The 18299-nt window shown below is 54.2% G+C and carries 13 protein-coding genes; 3 read left to right on the forward strand and 10 right to left on the reverse strand.

Annotated elements, in window-relative coordinates; all coding sequences use genetic code 11:
- Nucleotides 1-411 precede the first annotated feature (411 nt).
- The 9 genes from ACR0DE_RS00005 to iolD form a co-directional block, all read right to left on the reverse strand.
- Entirely contained in the window at nucleotides 412-1959 is a 1548-nt protein-coding gene (locus tag ACR0DE_RS00005) for a S8 family serine peptidase (protein ID WP_480750944.1), read from the reverse strand.
- Between the two features lie 21 nt (nucleotides 1960-1980).
- On the reverse strand, nucleotides 1981-3132 hold the full coding sequence (locus tag ACR0DE_RS00010; protein WP_170395034.1) for a phosphatase PAP2 family protein: 1152 nt from the start codon (nucleotides 3130-3132) through the stop codon (nucleotides 1981-1983).
- Nucleotides 3133-3158: 26 nt separating this feature from the next.
- On the reverse strand, nucleotides 3159-5345 hold the full coding sequence (locus ACR0DE_RS00015; RefSeq protein WP_170395032.1) for an adenylate/guanylate cyclase domain-containing protein: 2187 nt from the start codon (nucleotides 5343-5345) through the stop codon (nucleotides 3159-3161).
- Between the two features lie 2203 nt (nucleotides 5346-7548).
- On the reverse strand, nucleotides 7549-8538 hold the full coding sequence (gene iolG, locus ACR0DE_RS00020) for an inositol 2-dehydrogenase (RefSeq protein ID WP_480750946.1): 990 nt from the start codon (nucleotides 8536-8538) through the stop codon (nucleotides 7549-7551).
- Between the two features lies 1 nt (nucleotide 8539).
- A complete protein-coding gene (locus ACR0DE_RS00025) occupies nucleotides 8540-9370 on the reverse strand; it encodes a class II fructose-bisphosphate aldolase (RefSeq protein ID WP_170566819.1) in 831 nt (276 codons plus the stop codon).
- A complete protein-coding gene (locus ACR0DE_RS00030) occupies nucleotides 9367-10224 on the reverse strand; it encodes a 5-deoxy-glucuronate isomerase (protein ID WP_170395026.1) in 858 nt (285 codons plus the stop codon). Before ACR0DE_RS00030 ends, ACR0DE_RS00025 begins: the two co-directional genes overlap by 4 nt.
- Before the next feature lie 12 nt (nucleotides 10225-10236).
- A complete protein-coding gene (gene iolC, locus ACR0DE_RS00035) occupies nucleotides 10237-11214 on the reverse strand; it encodes a 5-dehydro-2-deoxygluconokinase (RefSeq protein ID WP_170395024.1) in 978 nt (325 codons plus the stop codon).
- Complete coding sequence (locus tag ACR0DE_RS00040) at nucleotides 11211-12050, reverse strand: phytanoyl-CoA dioxygenase family protein (protein WP_170395022.1); 840 nt, start codon at nucleotides 12048-12050, stop codon at nucleotides 11211-11213. The genes iolC and ACR0DE_RS00040 overlap by 4 nt, the downstream gene beginning before the upstream one ends.
- Nucleotides 12050-13918: a 3D-(3,5/4)-trihydroxycyclohexane-1,2-dione acylhydrolase (decyclizing) gene (iolD, locus tag ACR0DE_RS00045; protein WP_170566821.1), complete on the reverse strand. Its 1869-nt coding sequence runs from the start codon at nucleotides 13916-13918 to the stop codon at nucleotides 12050-12052. Before iolD ends, ACR0DE_RS00040 begins: the two co-directional genes overlap by 1 nt.
- Before the next feature lie 129 nt (nucleotides 13919-14047).
- On the opposite strand from iolD, the gene ACR0DE_RS00050 reads away from it, so the two are divergent.
- The 3 genes from ACR0DE_RS00050 to ACR0DE_RS00060 are packed head-to-tail and all read left to right on the forward strand — an operon-like array spanning nucleotide 14048 to nucleotide 17211.
- Nucleotides 14048-15151 (forward strand): Gfo/Idh/MocA family protein, encoded by a 1104-nt coding sequence (locus ACR0DE_RS00050; protein WP_170566823.1) that lies wholly within the window; start codon nucleotides 14048-14050, stop codon nucleotides 15149-15151.
- A 19-nt stretch (nucleotides 15152-15170) separates the two neighbouring features.
- Nucleotides 15171-16064, forward strand: a complete 894-nt coding sequence (locus ACR0DE_RS00055; RefSeq protein ID WP_480750953.1) for a TIM barrel protein — start codon at nucleotides 15171-15173, stop codon at nucleotides 16062-16064.
- Between the two features lie 13 nt (nucleotides 16065-16077).
- Entirely contained in the window at nucleotides 16078-17211 is a 1134-nt protein-coding gene (locus tag ACR0DE_RS00060) for a Gfo/Idh/MocA family protein (RefSeq protein WP_170408589.1), read from the forward strand.
- Here the strand turns inward: ACR0DE_RS00060 and ACR0DE_RS00065 are convergent.
- A complete protein-coding gene (locus ACR0DE_RS00065; protein ID WP_480750955.1) occupies nucleotides 17208-18212 on the reverse strand; it encodes a LacI family DNA-binding transcriptional regulator in 1005 nt (334 codons plus the stop codon). The two genes, ACR0DE_RS00060 and ACR0DE_RS00065, sit on opposite strands and share 4 nt — an antisense overlap.
- Nucleotides 18213-18299: the final 87 nt, after the last annotated feature.

An 18299-nucleotide genomic window follows, 5' to 3' on the forward strand; every position in this document is an offset into this window, starting at 1 on the left:
CAAATCCTGCTCCCGCAACCAACTTTAGAAAATCCAAACACAGCCCGTGCAGACTACAAACAGTCCACCGGATCAATTGCTTAACGATCAAGCACTTTATAGCGCCACGCCCTTAAATCGACGCATGAGGAAGAATGGGAGAATAGGGATGACCCTGAATCTATCGCTCTACGTGCTTCTGATCTCAACCCATTAATGGCGCGATATTGGTATTCTGCGCCAAGCGTTCCGATCGCTTAATGCCAATGCCGCGTTCAAACGCAGTTTGTTTGCATGAAAGCCCAATGATCAGCTTGATCCGTCGCGCAGCAGAGACGAATCAATCCGTGCGCTTCATTCCCATATTCAATCTCCTTTGCGGCAAAATGCCTTGAAAGGAGCGGCATCAACCAATCACACGTACTAGTTTGTTCAAACCTGCAAAAGTAGTTTTGCAACGTCCAATAGTCCTGCCTGCCCAAAAAGCTCATCAGTGCTCGGTGTAGTATATGAGTTCATGGCATCTGGCTGCAAAGATGACCCTGCATCTAACCAATACCAGTGGTCTAGATTTAGTTTATTGGTATCAGCCGAAAAACCTTCGAAAATGTTCTTGACGTCAACACCTGATACCTTTGAAGTCGACTTGCGCTGCATCATCGCGATTGCTCCGGCGACCAAGGCAGCAGCACCCGATGTGCCTCCAAATTCAGCATATAATCCCGAAGGATCGTCGCGCGCACTTTCTCGTTTCTTCACAGGGCCAGCGAATGTTCCTTCCACGTAGCCCCGCGGTCCTGGAACATCCAACGAAAGTAACCGTTGTGAGGCAAATGAAATTTCAGGGATATCATCATAAGGTGGTTCGCGCTTTTTGTGCACGTTCTCTACCCAGAAGTCGCCTGCTGAAGCTGCGCGACGGTCCAATCGGATTTGGTATCTGTTATATACTTCTCCGTCATCTGAAGGTGCGACTACGGTCAGATCACCCGAGTAGTTGGAATAACCCGATCGGTAGCCGTTGTAATTGACGGCGCCTACTGAAATGACACCGTTTGCGGAATTCGATGACAAACTGGCCGGGTAAATCAGTTCACTCCTGCCCTCATTACCTGCGGCGCATACAACAGGCGTCTGCTTGCTTACCCATTCTATGACTTTCTCAAGTAGAGCCCAGGATTTTTGGATATCCAAAATATCTTCATGAACTTCTCCCGCCTTGCTTTTGTGAAGGCGGGTCTCTTCATCATCGTCAAAAGAGGTTGGATAGCCGGGCCAATACGAAGGGTCAGCGGCATCGCGCGGAAATAGAATGACATCCACACCTTTCGCTTCTGCATAAAGAAAGGCCGCTATCAGTTCTTCAGGGCTAGGAGATATTGAAGTTGTGATAGGAACTATTTTGCTTAGCGGGTCTACGCCAAAGTAAGGGGCAACATTACCCGCATTGCCGAACTGATCCAATTCATAACTGGTACCGCTCGTCAGGCCGGCACATCCAGTCCCGTGAGCGGCATACCGATCATCATAGGCATCGACGTAACGCTTGACGCCAAAACCGTTACTAATTCTGTTAATTATCTCGGTTTCTTCGGGGTCGAGACCAGGTATGACCAAAGCGCTGATTCCGGTCAAATGTTGTTCTGGTAGCTCGCGGTGTCTGTTTGCTGCAGGATATGCCGATAACTCCTCGTACTTTGCTCCAAACGGGTGGCTCGCTAGATCAATTGCGTCATTCCAAATAACTTGATCTGGAGGGGGAAGGGGGGCCTCTGGCGCTTCTAAGTTTGGATGATGCCGGGCCACCCCCATATCAATGAGGCCAATTTTTACATCCCGTCCTGCAAAATCCCATTCGACACCAGTTATCGTCGGGCAAACCTCACCAGATGAGGTGCCAGTTGGTACGGAAATCGCATTGATCGCCACCAGATGCCAAAGATAGTAGTAACGTTTATATAACTCATCGCCAACAGGCATTGGCTCACCTCCCCTTTGTAGCTATCCCAGCCATTCGTCTTGGGCTTCATCCATCAGTTCATCGAGAGCTTCTGTTAGATAAACCACTGTTTTCTTTGCGAGACTTCGTCCTGCAGCTGTATCACTTGGGTAGTGTAGACCTGCCCATTCTCGGTTCTCGGCAATACGCTGGGCGCGATGGAAAAGCGCTATCGTTCCCGGATGCTCTGGAACCAGCCGAGAGAACAGCTCTGCAATCGCGAATGATTGATAAGAATGGTTGGATGGATATGCAGCGTGATACGGTACGGGGATGTAAGGACGGATAAGCGGCTGCACGATGTTTGGTCGAGGTCGGCTGAACCTATTCTTGTAAGTAAGGCCGATCTCGTTGGTGATTTCCAGCAGGATGACCATCAAGGCCTTCGTCGCATCAAATCCGCCCTGCTCGTCAATCCCTAAAGGGGTCAGGTAATCGTCAATTCCGAACTGCGCTTGTGCAACAATTTCGTCGCGACGGCGCACTTGATCTGGCTGTTTCAGTTGCTCCTGAAGCTCCAGCAGATGAGTGGTTTCGTTCAGGCTTTCATCGGGTCCTGGAGGTGGTAGAAGATCAATATTCTCCCAGATTTTCCCGAGAATACTTGTATCAATAGGAATGCCAATTTTACAGAGATCACGCATTTCGCGCCACCCAAATGAGGCATCGCTCCCACCGAAATCGAACTCAGTGCGGTTTCTGTTTCTATTTCGATTCCTATTTCTGTTTCTATTTCGATTCCTATTTCTATTGCGGTTTCTATTTCTGTTGCGGTTCAGGGCAAAGGATGAAGACTGACCCATCGCGATTACAGCGGCTCCGAGTGCAGACCGGCTTCCAATTTCTGTGGCAACCGAATTAGCTACTTGTTCGTTCCGCTGAAGACGATCTACCAGAGTCATCTCATCAAAAAACAAATTCAATTTTTCAAGTGTTGGATCATCAATTATGTCGTCCTTGATCTCACGAATCGCATTGATGTACGCCCAGAATGTTTGCTGCTGTTCGTCATAGATTAGCGATACAAGTTCATCCCTATTTCGCTCAGGATTGTCCTCTGCGCCCAAGTTCGCCAGCTTTAAAACTTTACACGAAATCAATTCCCCACGCCGAACGAGCATACCGAAGTTGTTGAGAAAACTAACGTAATTCAATGAATCCCCCTCCCTTGATCGAAATACTAAATTTGTTTTGGCAGCCCGATACGGCTCAGACCATCCTCCATAAGTTTTGCGCTGAAGCGGGTTGGAACCGGAAACCAGTCTTCTCGAATACTTGTGAGAGACATGTCTGGCTCCAATTCGACAAGTCGATGTAACGCTTTCTCACCTTTGGTGTGATCGCCCAAGTGACCGTAAGATGCCGCCAGATAGCGCATAACTGCTTTAAACTGTGGTTGTACCGCCATTACGTTTTCGCCAAATTTGACGGCTTGTTCGAAGTCGCCATTTACCAACGAAGCTACGCAGCTTGCGCCGTCGAATAGATGACGATAAGGGCTGTGCCGTCCGATAACCCTAGCTTTGTTCGCGGCCTCCACTGCAAGCCTCGGACGATCGGTATAGCAATAGAGCATCGCAGCAGAATCCCAACACATTGCACGATATGGGCTCAGCTCCAGGGCTCTGTCAGAAAGGTCCTGAGCAATCGAAAACTCGCGGAACACGTAGGAATAGACGTGAGCGACAAGCCCTAAAACGGTCCCGTTATCTGCGTCAGCTTCGACTGCTCGCCTCGCTAGCTCTCGTGCTCTTTCTTCAAGCTCAATGTCCCACGTTCCGTAACGTTCGCCGATTTGGAACGTCGTAAAATATGCTAGCCAGGCCAAGTAAACAGGCTTGGGGTCGATTTCGTAGGCCGCCAATATGTCTGCCTGCAAATGGTCCAAACCGGGTCCGGACATTGTTAGCAAGTGATGGACAGCTGAGATCGCCGTCTTTGCAGCATGATGGGCAGCGGGGTCTCGCATATGACGCCCATTCACCAATGCCGTGAGGAGCGCATCGGTAGCGTAGCTTACAAAAGCTGCAACGCTGGAGGTTGAGAGCCCAAGAAAGTCGCCCTGATCAGCCACCACATTCTGATTCCAAATAACTTTCCGGTCCTCGGGGCGCATTGCAGTGACAGAAACTTGAAGCATGCTTTCGCAGGCTGACGCTCTGCACTGAAGAAACAAGTCGGGACCAACACCGTGGCTGGGGCTGGAGTTGTATGGCCCGGGCACGTTCGGGGTGCGATAGTCCTGAACAATCAGGGCCTCGGTTTCCGAAAGAGATTTTGATAGCTGCTCTGCGACGATATTTGCTACGAAAGAGGCTTTTTCCGATCCCGCTCCCACATCTGAGGCTAGAAGGCCAATTACGAAATTTGTTCTCGTAGTTTCTACCCATGACGCATTAGGCGTTGGCTGAGTTGTGAGATCTGTTTTACTTACTAGATTAGCATCATCTTGGTTGATGCATCGAACCGCAGACCGTTGATGCTGGAGCCAATCCATGAAAGCAGCATTGCGGCAATTGAAACCCTCCAACAGCCTATTATTCGATAGTTCTGCTGTTGGCTCCGTTACGTCTATTTCTAATTCTTGTTGATTGAGGCAAATGAGATCTTTGTCGCGAACTACACTGATTAGGGTTGCCAAACCCGTGTGTTCATTGGTGGCGTCAACGAGCCGCTCCAATAAAGCAGACCTTTCAGAAGTAGACTGGTCCTCCCAAATAATTTCGCCAGCCCGATGCGCTGAAAAAACACCTTGAGAGCAAGCTAAGAGCGAGAGAAGCATTGTCTGCTCGTTGTTTAGGTCCAGCAAAGTGTTTTGGGAGCCCCAATACTTCGGATACCCAATCAATTCGAGACGGGCCTTTGCCAGCGACTCTTGGTCCGAAACTCTGATCACCTTGAATAACTCGAGAGAGTTTCCCAGATTTTTTAGTGTTGGGTAGCCGATGGAGACAAACCGAAAGTCGTTTCCACCCTGAAGCGAATTTCGGACCGCACTGGAGACCAGGACATCACCGGCCGATCCAGCACTTTCGATACGGGCCGCGGTGTTTACGGTATTCCCTATGATTTGGCGGTCTATTTCAAATGTATCACCAACATGCACACCGATCCTGAATCCGCGATCATAGTTCCCGACTTGTTCGGAAAGAGTTTCCTGTACCCTCAACGAGGCTTCTACCGCGACTGAAACACTTCTGAATGTCGCGCAAAAACCATCACCAGCAATACCCGTGACTTCACCTCCAAGAGCGACCACTACTTCACTGGCTAAATTCAGATCCGCGCGAATAGTGGATAGGGTTCGCATTTCAGTTTCGCGAACCGCTAACGAGTACCCACATGCATCAATGAACACGATGGCCATTAGGCGGGCTTCGGGTGTTTTAGTCTTGGAAAACTTTGTCTGGTCTACCCCATATCTTGACCTCAAAGTAAATAGATTAAACGTTTCTAATGCCTAAAATTCGACACCCTGATCGATTGTTTTAAATAAAAATAACCCCACAGTTAGGGTCAGTAGTACACTAATCTCAGTAACTCGTCGACATTAAACGCGCTCGACATTTGCAATTGCGAACGCAGGTATTTGTTAAGTGCCAGATATAAATAAATAAATTTAGTGGTGGGTGATATGAACTGATACTTTCCGGTCATTGGTAAATGTTAAAGAGGGAAAGCTTCCGCATTACTTCATAAGTGCTTGATTCCGGTGAATAAGAAAGAAACGCACCGTCGCAGCGCGAGATAAGGATGCACATTAAGAGGTCAAAGAGTGAATGCCACTTGAATATCGACAAAAGGCGTTTCTTGACATCTTGTCATTGGATTCTATTTTTGCATCAACACGTACCAAGACTTCAAGCGCTGCTAATTCATCTTTCTCTATGACAACACAACGGTAAAACCCAAGGGTCGTGTTACAATTGAATTAGATCTTTGGATTTCTACCAATTGAAGCATTGTACTATATTTCGTCAAAATGGATGCTTATCAGTTGAAGTATATTGAACTAACCTAGAACTCCCCCGTTTTTTGTTTAGAACAAATTTTGCTCCCAAGGTTTGATGACTTGACCCGTTCTCTGGAACGAAGGATGCGCGATGGGCACAGATGGGGAAGCAAGATGCATTCCAGTTTAAAGTGTCAGTTCAGTAGCTCGGGAAGTGCCCATCCAGTGTTGGCTGTGCTATTCGGTTGAAGCTTGATGAGGCTATCCCTCATCCAATGAGAGGTATCGTAGTTTCTGCTGAGAAGGACACCAAGCAGCGATAGTCCGCTTATCGAGCCTTCTTCATAGGTGGAGAGAGTGACGTCATAGTGTTATCTTTCGAATTCAAACTTTCATCACTGAGCACCTTCGAAGTGCAGGGTTCTCAGTGGCCCCGAGAATCTTTCCGAAACATCTTGTTTCCAATTCGCGAACTAAGAGTTTCGAATTTAGCCGTGGACACATTTTTGCCATAATGCCATCCTGCCACAGAGGGCGGCATGTCTTTATTTTTAGCACTTTCTAGTTTTTCCAACTGGATTTGAGGGGGTTACCTAGTTCGATATGCCGCCCCACGAGCAGTCTTCTGATCGTCCAATGAATGAAGCGCATTCTCGGTGGCGTTGATACAATGCGCGTTCAAACCTTTTGTATCGCGCATCTGGGTGTAGTTATGGTGTACCTCGACAGCGCCATTAGATTCTATGGGCGCAGTTTCAGGTATCTTTCCATTGATCGTTGCACGCCGAATGATGTGCAATCGGCGATGCAGAGGTGCAACAGGTCAAGATAGAAATGCCATCAGAACGACCCCAACTAACGTCCTGAGAGCGGTATCTGAGCATGTAAGCGCTGCCTGGATAGCAAGTTTCCGCAACGTAAACATAAGCTCACTTTTCGCCTTTCAAGACTTGCTCTATGCCGGGAGCAGCATTCCGGTGGGGGCCGATATGAAACTTAGTGCGTTGGAAATCCTTTGCGTCATTTTGGCAAGTATTGTGGCAGTGGCTGGTTTTGCCGGAGCCGTGAATGCGCTTGTTTCAGCGATCTAATGTAGCACCGCAAAGTTGTAGGGCCTTTAGGCGCATGTTGTCGCGCTCGTGACAACTGTTCTCTCGGGGTGTCGGTGGCTTTGTAGTAAGACATTGAAACTAAACAATTAAATAAACAGCACGCACTTCTTTTTCGTTGATCGGTGACGCCGTCGTCGCCCAAAGTGAAAAGGCCTAGGGCCCGAAAACAAGCCCGCTTCGTCCAAATCTCGCGGTAGCGGTATTAGATTGAAAGCGTCGCCTCGTATTCCACCTAGCAGAGGGGTTGGCGAGGGGGTCGAGCCAACCCCTCTGAAGGGGATACACGGAACAGTGAAAGTGGTCCGTTGAGCTCAGGTTATGCGATGCGTGTAGGCCCGTATATTGGGGGTTCCCCGTAGTTGGGAAAATTAATCTTTCAGACACATTCCGGACATCTCGCCCAGATACCAAAACGATACGGCGCGCCTAGAAGATGTCTGATGATTTCTTGAGGGGGTACGAGTTTGGCGCGTCGTACCTTGAACCTCGATGATTTCCCAAAAACCTCAAACGAGGCTGATAACGGTGCCCTGCTTCAAGGACGCGTCCGCCGCATCGGCCAGCAACTGAGCCCGCAGCCCATCGATGATACTTGGTGCAAGTTGTCCTGATCCGGACACAGCGGCAGTGAAATGGGCCATCTCAGCTTGATAGGCGCCTTCGTAGCGTTCAAGAAAGAAATGCTGGGCGGGGGCTTTGCGGAAACCCGACGGAGTCGCGACCTCAACCGCATTCTCCAACATGTTTTCAGCCCGCAACATACCCTTCGCGCCATGCACCTCGATGCGCTGATCATAGCCATAGCTGGCGCGGCGCGAGTTGGAGATCTGGCAAATCTTGCCACTGGCCGTCGTCAGGGTTACGGCTGCGGTGTCGACGTCTCCGGCTTTGCCGATCTCGGGATCGACGAGCGATGATCCAACAGCGTAAACGCTGATAGGTTCTTCGCCCAGTAAGAAACGTGCCATATCCAAGTCATGGATCATCATATCGCGGAACAACCCACCCGAGCTTTCGATATAGCTGATCGGTGGCGGCGAGGGGTCGCGGGACAGAATGGTAACAATTTCGACCGTGCCGATCTCACCTTCGGCGATGCGGGATTGAATATTGGCAAAGCTCGGATCAAAGCGGCGGTTGAAGGCCGTCATGAAGGGCACGCCGGTGGCTTCGACAACCTTGATGCAATCGCGGATGCGGTCAGCGGACATGTCCACTGGCTTTTCGCAGAAGATCGCTTTGCCGGCATTCGCCGCTTTATGGATCAGATCGTAATGGGTGTCGGTCGGAGTACCGATGACGACAGCATCGACATCTTTGCTTTCGATCAGTTCGTCCGCCGACAGGATCTGTGCGCCAGTTTTGTCGGCCAGCATCTGAGCCGGTTCTGTGAATGCGTCCGCCACTGCGCTCACCCGTGCGCCATCAATCTGCCCGATCGAGCGCGCATGAACCTGACCGATCCGCCCGCACCCCAATAGCCCGATATTCAGCATGTCATGCCCCTTTGAACGCTTTCAGTACTCGGCACGTCGCCTCGACCACCGGTTCATGTGTATCTTTCAGTATTTGAACGCGGTCGAACCTGTCCGGATCGGCATTCACGGCCGTTCGCAGGGCATTCCCAAAGGCCATTCGTAGCTCGGTCCCGATGTTAAATTTGCAGATTTTCGATCCGCGCGCCAGCGCAGCACGTTGCGCAACCGGCACGCCCGAGCCGCCATGGATCACCAGAGGTATATCGGTCACGGCTTCGATGGCGCGGATTCGGGCCTCGTCCAGACCGCCCTCTTTGTTCTGCTGCAAGTGGACGTTGCCGACCGAGATCGCCATTGCATCCACGCCGGTCTCTCGGGCGAATTGCGCGGCTTCCGCCGGGTCGGTTCCGTCCGAACCTTCACCACCCGAATAGCCGACAAAACCGATTTCCCCCTCGCAAGAGACACCAGCGGCATGGGCCATCTCGGCAATTGCAGCGGTCTCGGCGATATTCTGTTCCAAAGGCTTGCGTGAGCCGTCAAACATGACAGAGGTGAAGCCGCTGTCGATGGCGATGTGGCATTCGTCATAGGTGTAGCCATGGTCCAGATGCGCCACGACGGGCACGCTGGCACCTTCGGCCAGATGGCGGAACATCTTACCCAGAACCGGCAGCGGCGTGTGTTCACGGCAGGACGGTCCGGCTTGCAGAATGATGGGCACGCCTTCGGCTTCGGCAGCGACCACGTAGGCACGCATGTCCTCCCAGCCCAGCGTCACCAACCCGGCCACGGCATAGCCGTCGCGCAGCGCGGGTTGCAGCACGTCCGATAATGTCACAAGGCTCATTTGAACTTGGCCACCATGTCCATAATGCCCGGGATCGTATGCAGCTGGGCTGCATGGGTCGGTTGGAAATACTGCTTCAGCGAGCGCTGACTGAGCCCGCCGAGGATGGTGAAATAGTACATTTCATACCCCGGCAAAACTGCGCAGGGGTGATAGCCCTTGTCCAGCAGGATCGTCGAGCCATCCATGATGTGATAGGCATCACCCGGCTTGTTGTCTTCGCGCTGCAGCATCTGGACGCCAGAACCATAGTTGGGCCGGAAGCGGAAATTATAGGTTTCGTCATGGCGGGTTTCGATCATTTCGCCATCGTCGCTTTTGCGGTCGGTGTCATGTTTGTGGCTGGGAAAGCCGGACCAGCCGCCCTGACCCACGGTATAAAGTTCAGACACCAGCAAGCGGCCGACCTTGTCGTGATGGTTCGCGCCCAGAATGTGTTTGATCTTTCGATGGGTTTTGGTGTCGTCCGATCCATACTGCACCAGATCCAGCTCGGGTACGCGGACATCAAAGGGTTCAAGCACACGGTCGAATTTTGCGCCCGCGATGAAGGTTTCGGTTTCATCCGTCATGCAGGTTATTCGAACCTTGGCGCCGACGGGAACGTATACGCCCTCGGGCTCGCCATCCCAGACGTCGATGGTGCGGTTGCCAAGGTTGGTATAGATCGCGCCGTCCACATCGACATCCACGGTACCGGTAGCGGGCACGATGCAGGTCTCATAGCCCGGTACGGCATATTCGAACACCTCGCCCTTTTTCAGTTTGACGATGTTGAAATAGTTTAGCGGCACCAGATCATGGTCGGCATCGACGATAGGTTTGTTCTGGTTGTCATGGGGCGCAATATGCATCTGCGTCTCCTTTCAGGTATCCGTGGAGCCCGGGTGTTGGGCCAGAAATTCGTCAAGTTCGGGCGTCGTCGGCATGGCCCCGGCGCAGCCGGGTTTCGACACGACGATCGACGCGCAGGCCGAACCGCGCAGCACCGCATCGCGCAGGTCATGCCCCGCAGCGATCGAGGCCAGCAGTCCGGCCAGAAAACTGTCGCCTGCGCCGTTGGGCTTCACGGCGGTAACGGGGTAGATACCGGTGCGGACCTCTTGTCCGTCTGCCAGCGTAATGGCCCCCTCATGGCCCATCTTGTAGATCACCATCTTGCCGTTGGCCGCCAATTCGCGGGCCTTGTCTAAACCTTTTTCGATGCCGCCCGCCATAAAGCCGAACTCTTCATCATTGCCTACGATCAGATCGCTTTCATTCCCTGCGCGGGTCAGAACCTCTGAGGCGACTTCGGGTGATGGCCAACTATAGGGGCGGTAATCGATGTCGAAGATCACCGGCAGACCTGAGGCGCGCGCATTTTCAAATGCGCGGAAGGTGGCCGAGCGTGAGGGTTCCGCAGCAAACACCGTGCCCGCCGTGATCAGGGCTGAGAAGGCGCTGTAGTCGACCTCATCCATATCCGCCTCGGTTACCTGGAAATCAGCGGCGCCGTTGCGGTAGATGACATTCTGAAAGTCTTCAATGCAACTTTCGTAGACAGCCAAGGACGTACGCGCCTCGCCACCCACAGCTCGGACATATCTCGTTTCAACGCCATAGTCCCGCAGCCGGTTCACACAGAACCGCCCCACGGCATCATCCGAGACCGAGGTGACCAGCGCCGCTTGCGATCCCAGCTTCACCAGTCCGGCGCAGATATTGGCGCTTGATCCGCCCAGATCGGCGCGAAACACTTGTGCGTCTTCGCTTTTGGTTCCGACCGGATCCGCAAACATGTCCATTCCGGCCCTGCCGAACACGGCAAAGCGGTTACCTTTTATACCTTCGATCAGAGTCACGTGCGCCCCTCGGTATTGCCTGCCCGCGCGGCATCCAGCACCTCGGGGTAGGGATAATTCAGGCCCAGCAACTGCCGCAGATCGGGACTTGCCTGATCAAGGAAATCCTGCGGTAGCGCAGCGGGCATATCTTCCATCGGTTTAACCCATTTGGGCAGATACTGGATCAGGATCGCGCTGCGGTCGTGATCCGCTTTGTTCGGCATCGCGCAATGCCACGTTACGCCATAGAACAGAGCAACATCGCCAGGCTCACCGGTCATCTGCTCGCATTTGTCATAGAACTTGTCTTCGGGCGTGGGATAACGAAGCTCTTTCTGCGATCCGGGTACATAGCCGGTCGCACCGCTTTCCTTGGTGAACGGGTCCAGCAAAACCGAGACCTGTGCATTCATCGGAAATGATCCATTCAGACCGACGGGATGCGTTTCGGGGCTGTGAAAGTCCCAATAGGGATAGTCGACATGCGGCTCCTGCCCCGGCCCGCCCGGCAGGATGCGATTGGCAGCGATCGAGCCCATGATGAACTCGGTCCCCAGAAACTTGCGGAGGATCTTCATCAGAACCGGATGCGCAGCCATGCGTGAAAACACGTCGCCCTTGGCCAACAGGTTCCAGACCCGCCGCTGCAGGTTCAGTTTGCCATCCTCTTCCGCAGCGCCTTGGAAATGGGTCACTTTCTCGGCCGCCGTTTCGGATTCGGCCATGACGATGGCACGTGCCTCGGCGATCTCTTCAGGGGTGAAAAGGCCCGAGATTGCGACGACTCCGTCACCGTTCAGCAATTCATCCACAATGACGTCTGGGTCAGCCGTTTCTGCCTTGAACCGTTTCATCAGATGCCCTTGCGTTGTTTTTCGCGGGTCGATTCCCATTCGACATGGGCATCACGAACCCTCTCGTCAGCCGAAGTGTGGGGCGTTCCAACCTCCCACCATGCATGGCCTTCAGTGGTCCAGCCTTCATAGGCGTCCACGTCCATTACAATCACATAAGTCTTGTCGCTGGCCTTGGCGCGCTTGAACGCTTCGGCCAGTTCTGCCGGGTTCGCGACCTTTTCGCTGGTGGCCCCCATCGAGGCCGCGTGGGCCGCGAAATCAACGCCAAAGGCTTCGGGGATGGTAGGGCAGTCTTCCAGCAGGTTGTTGAAGCTTTCGTTGCCTGTGTTGTTCTGCAGCTTGTTGATGACTGCAAAACCGCCATTGTCCAGCACCAGAACAATCATCTTCTTACGGCTCAGAACCGAGGAATAGATGTCCGAGTTCAGCATCAGATATGAGCCATCTCCGCAGAAGGTAATCGTGTCCTTATCCGGCTCACGCTCAGATTGGGCAATGCGCGCGCCCCAAGCGCCTGCGATCTCATAGCCCATGCAGGAAAAGCCAAACTCGACATCGACTGTGCCGATATCCAGGGTGCGCCAATTGGCAGTGACCTCGGCGGGCAAACCTCCGGCAGCGGCGATCAGACGGTCGCGCGGGTCGCAAAGCTCGTTCACAACGCCGATGGCTTGCGCGTAAGAACTAGGACGGTTCCCGTACGCGACATTCTCGGCCACATAGGCATCCCATTTACGCCGTTCGTCCTGCGCCAGAGATACCCAATCGGATGGCGCAGAGTAATCAATCGCCTGTGTTAGAGCCTGAATTGACAGTTTAGCATCCCCGACAACCGGCAATGACATATGCTTGCCCGCATCATGTCGCGCGGCGTTAATCGAGATGAACTGGGCGTCCTTGGAAAAGGCTGTCCATGATCCTGTCGTGAAATCCTGCAGCCGGGTTCCAATGGCAACTATCACATCGGCCTGTTCCGCAATCGCGTTGGCGCTGTCTGATCCGGTCACGCCAATCGGGCCGATATTCAGCGGATGAGTCGCAAGCATATTGGCGCGGCCAGCGATGGTTTCGACCACCGGAATCTGGTGACTCTCTGCGAATTCGGTCAGTTCAGCCACGGCTTGCGAATACTGCACACCACCGCCCGCTATGATGATTGGACGCTTCGCTCTGGTCAGCGCAGCGGCCGCATCGGCAATCTCATCTGCATCGGGTGTTTGACGGCGAATGCGATGCACCTTCTTCTCGAAGAACTTGACCGGATAGTCATAGGTCCAGCCCTGAACATCCTGTGGCAACCCGAGGAACGCAGGGCCGCAATCGCCGGGATCCAGCATCGTCGCAATGGCAGCGGGCAGCGATTGGATCACCTGCGCCGGATGGGTGATGCGGTCCCAATACCGACTGACCGGCTTGAACGCGTCATTCAGGCCAAAGGTTGGATCGTTGAAATTCTCCATCTGCTGTAAAACCGGATCCGGCAAGCGGGTGATGAAGGTGTCCCCGCACAGCATCAGCATCGGCAGGCGGTTGGCATGGGCCAGACCGGCGGCTGTCAGCAGATTCGCTGTTCCCGGTCCCGCGCTGGCAGTGCAGAACATGAATCGCTGACGCAGCCATTGCTTGGCATAGCCCGAAGCGGCGAATCCCATGCTTTGTTCGTTCTGCCCACGATACAGCGGCAGCTCATCCCGCACTGTGTTCAGGGCTTCACCCAGGCAGGTCACGTTGCCATGGCCAAAAATCCCGAAACCACCACCACATAAGCGATATTCTTGCCCGTCGATCTCGATGAACTGGTTCGACAGCCAGCGAATGATCGCCTGCGCCGTTGTCAGGTAAACAGTTTCGTGTTGCGCGGACATGTCTGCGGGCTCCTTTAGGAAAATTATGATGCAGTGCCGAATGCAGCTTGCGAGAGTCCTATTCTCACGATACAAGTTTTGCAACCGGTTGCAAATGGTTTTCAAGAAAAAGCGAGGGAGGACGTCGGAATGGCAGAGATCGGCATTGGCATTCTAGGCGGCGGATATATGGGCAAGGCCCATGCGGTCGCCATGTCCTCGGTTGGGGCGGTGTTCAACACGGCCTTGCGACCACGGTTAGAGATGGTGTGCGCCTCGTCACCGGAAAGCGCTGAGCGGTATCGTCAGGCCTATGGATTCGCGCGCTCGACGAATGACTGGCGTGTGTTGGTGAACGACCCGAAGGTCGAGGCCGTTGTGATCGCCACGCCTCCGGAAACACATCGCGAGATCGCTCAGGCAGCGTTTGCGCTGGGCAAACCTGTGCTGTGTGAAAAGCCTTTGGGCGCGTCGCTGGAGGATGGTGCGGCGATGTCAGCAGCGGCCGAGGCCTCGGGCTTGGCCAACATGGTTGGTTTCAACTATATCCGCACCCCGGCCAGCCAATACGCTCGCGCTCTGATAGCCGAAGGAGAGATCGGCGACATCACATGGTTTCGGGGTGAGCATACCGAAGATTTCTACGCGCACCCTCAAGCCCCGGCAACCTGGCGTACAACAGGAATGTCGAACGGAACGATGGGTGATCTTGCGCCTCATATGATCAATGCCGCACTGGCTTTGATCGGCCCGATTTCACGCGTGATGGCCGAGGTCGAAACCGTGCACAATAGCCGCCCGGGTGGCGAAGTTGACAATGACGACCACGCTCAGATGATGGTGCGGTTCGCGAACGGAGCAATGGGATCGATCTATATCAGTCGAATCGCGACTGGGCGCAAGATGGGCTATGCCTATGAGATCAGTGGCACCAAGGGTGCGATCCGCTTTGATCAGGAAGACCAGAACGTTTTGTGGCTCTACCGTATGGAGGGTCCCGAAGCTGAGCGTGGCTTTCGTAAGATCCTGACCGGCCCTGCGCACCCGGACTATGAGCCGTTCTGTCAAGGGCCGGGCCATGGCACGGGCTATCAGGATCAGATCATCATCGAGGCGCGAGATTTCCTGCGCGCGATCGAGACAGGTAAACCGGTCTGGCCGACCTTCCACGACGGGCATGAGGTCAACCGGGTCGTCGCTGCGGCATTGGCATCGTCAGCGGATGAAAGCTGGAAAAATATCGAAGATTTCTGAGCATCGGAGACAAGACAAGATGAGCATCAGAATTGGCAATGCGCCCTGTTCCTGGGGCGTGGAATTTGCGCAGGACCCGCGCAATCCGCATTGGAAAACAGTTCTCAGCGAATGCGCTGTGGCCGGGTATAAGGGTATCGAACTCGGCCCGGTGGGTTTCATGCCCGAAGACCCTGCGGTGCTGGCCGATGCGCTGGCCGAGCATGATCTTGAACTGATCGGCGGCGTTGTGTTCCGCAACTATCACGACCCCGACGCGTGGGAAGACGTGCTGGACGCCACCCACCGCACCGCTCGCGCATTGAAAGCGCATGGGGCGAAGCACATGGTGCTGATCGATGCGATCTCACCCCGCCGCGCGCCAACCGCTGGTCGCGCCGATGAGGCTGAGCAGATGGACAAGGCCGAGTGGACGTCGTTCCGGGATCGGATTTCTGAAAGCGCGCGGATCGGGTCCGAGGAATACGGGCTGACCGTTGGGATGCACGCTCATGCTGCGGGCTTCATGGACTTTGAACCTGAACTTATCCGTTTGCTGGACGAGGTCGATGAAAGCCTTCTTAAAATTTGCTTCGATACGGGGCATCACTCTTATGCCGGGTTCGATCCGGTCGGCTTCATGAAGCGCTACGTTGATCGGATCTCGTACATGCACTTCAAGGATATCTCTCCGACAGTGAAAGCGGATGTAATTGCCAATCGGACGGGCTTCTATGATGCTTGCGGGCAGGGGATTTTCTGCAATCTGGGCGACGGCGACGTGGACTTTCCGACCGTTCGCCAGGTGCTGCTGGACGCTGGTTTCACAGGATGGTGCACGGTCGAGCAGGATTGCGACCCAACGCTCGACCCTGATCCTGTAGGGGACGCGCGGAAGAATCGTGAATACCTTGAATCAATTGGTTTCAGTTAAGGAGGTCCAGACCATGACCAAGCTGAAATGGGGCATGATCGGAGGCGGCGAAGGTAGCCAGATCGGACCGGCGCACCGGTTGGGGGCGCTGGCGGACGGGCATTTCCAATTCACCGCCGGAGCGCTGGATCACAGGCCTGACATTGGTCGCGAATACGCCCAACGATTGGGTATCGCGGCAGACCGAGCCTACGGCGACTGGACCGAGATGCTGGAAGGTGAGCGCGGGCGCGAGGATCGGATTGATCTGGTCACTGTAGCCACTCCAAATGCGACGCATTTCGAGATCACCAAAGCGTACCTTGAGGCCGGGTTCAACGTGCTGTGCGAAAAGCCCATGACCATGACGGTGGAAGAGGGCGAAGAGATTGTCAAAGTCGCCGAGAAATCAGGGAAGATTTGCGCGGTAAACTACTGTTACTCGGCTTATCCGATGGTGCGTCAGGCTCGCGCGATGGTGCGCGCAGGTGAGATCGGCAAAATCCGTCTGGTCGTTACCAATTTCAGTCACGGCCATCACGGAGACGCCACTGATGCTGACAATCCACGCGTGCGCTGGCGCTATGATCCTGCGATGGCGGGTGTTTCCGGGCAGTTCGCTGATTGCGGTATCCACGCGATGCACATGGCCGGATTCATTGCGGATGATGAGGTTGAGACCCTGTCTGCAGATTTTGCTTCAACCATTGGCAGCCGTGAACTTGAAGATGATGCCATGGTCAACTTCCGCACGACAAAAGGCGCTGTTGGCCGGTTGTGGACCTCTTCGGTCGCCATCGGTCGGCAGCACGGGTTCGACATTCAGGTGTTCGGAGAAACCGGCGGTCTTCGATGGGCGTCGGAGCAGCCGAACCAGCTTATCTACACGCCTGTTGGTGGTCGCCTGCAGATCATAGAAAAAGGCGAAGGCGGGCTACATGAAGACGCGCAACGACTCAGCCGGGTGGCGATTGCGCATCCCGAAGGGTTCCCGTTGGCGGTTGCGAATATCTATTGCGATCTCGCAGATGCTATTGCCGGGGAAACCCGCGACGGCTTGCCCAATGCGGCAGACGGCGTGCGGTCGATGGCGGCTGTGCATACAGCGGTCGAGTCGGCGAAACAGGGCAGCGCGTGGATGGATGCCCGGCCACCGATGTTTCGTTAACTCTCAGATACGGGGCGCAATGTGCCCCGTTCCACCACCGAACATGGGAATATCCGCGCCTCCGGATATCGGTCGGGTTCGTTCAGGGTTGCCACCATTAGCTCGATCGAGGAACTCACGATTTGCCGGATCGGCTGATGGATGGTGGTGAGATCAATATTCTCCCACCGTGCCATTTCCATGTCGTTCAGGCCGATGATGCCGATGTCTTCGGGCACCTTTAGGCCACTATCCAGAATTGCGGATAACACCCCGATGGACAACACGTCATCGCCGCAGAAATATGCATCAGCCCGCTCAGATTGCAGCAAGCGTAGCATTTCCTGACGACCTGCATCGAATGAGTAAGCCTCAGCAAACGAGCAGGTCACATCAATGCTAGGATGCCGGTCCATCTCTGACATGAATCCCGCATGGCGATCCTGAGTCGAGGTCGCCGCCTCGGGCCCGCCGAGAAAGGCTACTTTCGTATAACCACGCGCGACCAGCTCGCGGGCCGCCATGCGTCCGCATTCCACATTGTCGATCCCGACCACATGAACCTGCGGTGAAGAGGATGACCGGCCAAAGCTGTGCACCACTGGTACGCCAGCATCCCGAAACGCTTTTGCGAACCCGGGCGGCAAGGTCGACGACGCTACGACAACGCCATCGACCGAATATTGGCGCAGCATTCGTACCGAATTTTCGGGTTCAACCTCGTCGGTCAGATTCACCAGCAACGGGCGCAGGCCTCGGTCCTGCAGCCCCCGGGTAAAGAGGTCGAAAACTTCAAGAAATATCGGGTTGTGGAAGTTGTTCGAGACCAGCCCGATCAGCTTAGTTCGGCCTGTGGTCAGAGATGAAGCCAGTGCATTTGGGCTGTATCCCAGCTCACGCGCGGCCTTCTCGACTTTTCGGCGCATCTTGTCGGAAACCGAGGCCCCATCGGTGAAAGTGCGCGACACCGCCGAGCGTGAAACGCCGGCGCGTTCTGCAACCTCTTTCAATGTGACAGCCATGATCCGTCTGACCTTCCTGCGTTTAGTGGCAGTCCTTTTACCTGTATTCTTTGGCAGATACAGTATGAAACACATCTGACACCGTTT

The sequence above is a fragment of the Ruegeria sp. C10 genome, assembly GCF_056537805.1.

Bases quoted from the DNA above. Each gene is read 5' to 3' on its own strand.
- ACR0DE_RS00050 (WP_170566823.1), top strand. From the start codon at position 14,048: ATGGCAGAGATCGGCATTGGCATTCTAGGCGGCGGATATATGGGCAAG.
- ACR0DE_RS00005 (WP_480750944.1), bottom strand. From the start codon at position 1,959: ATGCCTGTTGGCGATGAGTTATATAAACGTTACTACTATCTTTGGCAT.
- ACR0DE_RS00030 (WP_170395026.1), bottom strand. From the start codon at position 10,224: ATGCATATTGCGCCCCATGACAACCAGAACAAACCTATCGTCGATGCC.
- ACR0DE_RS00025 (WP_170566819.1), bottom strand. From the start codon at position 9,370: ATGAGCCTTGTGACATTATCGGACGTGCTGCAACCCGCGCTGCGCGAC.
- ACR0DE_RS00015 (WP_170395032.1), bottom strand. From the start codon at position 5,345: ATGGCCATCGTGTTCATTGATGCATGTGGGTACTCGTTAGCGGTTCGC.
- iolD (WP_170566821.1), bottom strand. From the start codon at position 13,918: ATGTCCGCGCAACACGAAACTGTTTACCTGACAACGGCGCAGGCGATC.
- ACR0DE_RS00040 (WP_170395022.1), bottom strand. From the start codon at position 12,050: ATGAAACGGTTCAAGGCAGAAACGGCTGACCCAGACGTCATTGTGGAT.
- ACR0DE_RS00060 (WP_170408589.1), top strand. From the start codon at position 16,078: ATGACCAAGCTGAAATGGGGCATGATCGGAGGCGGCGAAGGTAGCCAG.
- ACR0DE_RS00055 (WP_480750953.1), top strand. From the start codon at position 15,171: ATGAGCATCAGAATTGGCAATGCGCCCTGTTCCTGGGGCGTGGAATTT.
- iolG (WP_480750946.1), bottom strand. From the start codon at position 8,538: ATGCTGAATATCGGGCTATTGGGGTGCGGGCGGATCGGTCAGGTTCAT.
- ACR0DE_RS00065 (WP_480750955.1), bottom strand. From the start codon at position 18,212: ATGGCTGTCACATTGAAAGAGGTTGCAGAACGCGCCGGCGTTTCACGC.